Source organism: Vagococcus sp. (assembly GCF_036639995.1).
Lineage (GTDB): Bacteria > Bacillota > Bacilli > Lactobacillales > Vagococcaceae > Vagococcus.
Map to the genome: position 1 here is coordinate 1 of NZ_JAVWHO010000061.1, position 2,903 is coordinate 2,903.

Genomic DNA, 2,903 nt, shown 5'->3' on the forward strand with positions numbered 1-2,903 from the left:
AATATAAAAGGAGAGTTTCCAATGAAAAGAACATCGATTTTAGCATTAGGTATTTGTTTAGTCAGTTTCCCTTTAACTACCTTCGCAGAACCACTAGAAGGAGATACTACTAATCATCCAGCCACTGCAGATGTCACACGGCAAAATACTAACGAAACACAATTTTCACTTAAAAAGGAGTTTCCAATTGCTGCAAAAGAAAATGATGCCGCAACAAATGGAAAAGTATCAACACTTATTTCTACTTCTTTAAATTTACACGGATTATCTAATTACGATAATTATCTAAGATTCACCAATGTTTCACTCCCTGAAGATGCTGTTTTGAAAAAGGCTTCTCTTGTTTTTACTTCAAAAAGTGCTTCAACTAAAGCAACTGAGTTCACTATTCAAGGAGAAATTGGCAATAATGCACCTTTCTCAACAGTTAGTAACACCTTTACAAACCGTGCCATGACAGATAACCAATTATCTGTTAAAACCCCTGACAACGTCGCAATCAATGAAACCTTAGAAACAGAAAATATTTTATCTATCATGGAAGAAATGATTGCTAAAAATCAAGATTCCACTGACTTTGTTTTCAAACTAAAAGGGAACGGAACTGGTCGATACGTTGCAAAATCATTTGAATCTGACCCTAAATCAGCTCCCAAACTAGTTTTAGAATATGACTCTAGCAGTAATGATGTATCTGTGCCTATTGCTAGTGCAACTGATACAGCTAAAGAACTGACCAATACAAAAAAAGTAACAACAACTGGTAATTTGGAGTTTGGTGGACATCGTGCAGCTCCTTTAGACTCTAATAAGCAAAGTCTTGGCTTGAGATTTGCCCAAGTAGATATCCCAGAAGATGCTGTGGTAGAAGATGCTTATATTGAATTTACTACTTACACACCATCAGCAAAACAAGTTACATCACACATGAGCATTCAATCTGAGTTAGGTAACGCAGAAACTTATAATAATAAAGATGCCAATATTACTGGTCGTAAATACAGTAAACTAAAAGCAAACTTTGATACTGATAATTTGAAAAAACGCGGAGATAAAGTTAGAACAGCTGATTTAAGTGATTTAATCACAGAAAACAGATTAAATGGCTGGAAATCTGGAGACGCAATAGGGTTCAAACTTGAGGGAGATAACTACTTAGGTAGCGTGTACTCTTTTGATAAAGCAAACTCTCCACGGTTAGTTATTACTTATAAACACAGTGATACACCACTTACATTTAAAAATATGATTACTGAAAATAAAGAAATCAATGACGTGTTTGTTAATGAGCTTTCAACAGAAGGAACGGTTGCTTCAAAAGAAAGCTGGATCGAACTTTACAATAAAAATGACAAACCTGTTCTTCTTAATAAGGATATTACATTAGTTAATAAGAAGAAAAAATTTGATTTAAAAGGAATTATTATTCCGGCTAATGGTTATCGTGTCATTTATATGGACGGTAAAAATGAGTTGGGCAATGATCATAGCAGCTTCGAATTAGGTGGCTCTGGTAATTTAAGTTTAATCGATAGTAGTGAAAAAGATAAACGGACGATTGATTCGATTGATTATGAAAAACATGCTTATAATCAAACGGTTGGTAGAAAACCAGATGGTTCACAAAATGTTTTAGTTATTAATGAACCAACATTTGAAGCAACTAACGACGTAGCTAAGACTGACTCTAAGTTACACTTTAATAAAGAAAGAGGCATCTACTCAGAAGGTTTCGACTTGGCTCTAAGTGCTGACCCTAGTTTAACCATTCGATACACAACAGATGGATCTGAACCAACAGCTACTAAAGGAACTATTTATAAAGAAGCTATCAAAGTTAACAAAACAATGGTTGTTAAAGCCATTGCCTACAACGACTCTATCAAAACAGGTGTCATGGCTCACTCTTATATTTTAGAAAATAACTATCAAAATGAAGTGACAAAAGGACTAGTTTGGCAGTTCAAACAAAATATCTCACCTGAAGAATACGCAAAAGGTATGAAAGAATTTCCGATTGTTTCTGTAACATCTGATAGAGCTAATTTAACTACCGAAGATTCTAATGGAACGTTTGAATATATTGACGCACATACTGGTAAAGGACACGGCAACTATTTCAGCTACTCTGCTAACAAAAAATTTGGTCAAGTTAGTGCTAGCCAATATAATGCTGGTGTGGCTACTAAATTTAGCCGAAACGCCTTAACTAAAAAAGCTAAATATCAATTCTTTGAAGAATATCCTAATGATAACTACCCTGTCGTTAAAAAATTCGCTAAATTAGAATTAAAAGAAGGTCAAGATGGCCCTCAAAATGATATTTACGGCTTAGGCTACAACAGATATGACGAAAAAGTAACGAATACCTTAGCTAAACAAATGGGTAAAATTGCCCTGAGCGCTCGCTACGTTAACTACTTCTACAATGGACAGTACTTTGGTGTAAAAACACTTCGTGAAGATTTTGGGGAAAAAATGTTTGAAGAATACTTTGGTGGTAACGATGACGAGTACACTAAAATCAGATTCCAAGATGCTGCATTTGCCACAGGTGACGTTGAAGATAAAACAAATACTGTGTGGAAAACTATTCAACAACCCGTTAAAGCAAAAGATTTCCAAGAATCTAAGAAATACATTGATTTTGATGACCTGATTAATACACAGATTTTATTTATGTTTGTGGATACTGAAAGAGAAATTGACGCAGTTGTGGAAAACTCTGTTTTGGAAAACAACCCGAAAGCAGTTAAAATGAAATTCAATGTGAACGATACGGACGGCGCCTTCCACAATAACAACTTAACTGGCACAGGACAAGCTCCTTTAGCCGGCGGTGGTGGAACTTACCGTTTCAAATGGAATGCGGATGATATTTCTAAACAAGGTGCTGGTAAAAT

At 35.1% G+C, this 2,903-nt stretch carries 1 protein-coding gene; it reads left to right on the forward strand.

From position 1 onward, the window contains the following. Window positions 1–21: 21 nt before the first annotated feature. Window positions 22–2,903, forward strand: a 2,882-nt coding sequence (locus RR554_RS11250) for a chitobiase/beta-hexosaminidase C-terminal domain-containing protein (RefSeq protein ID WP_332468048.1), incomplete at its 3' end; no start/stop codon positions are given.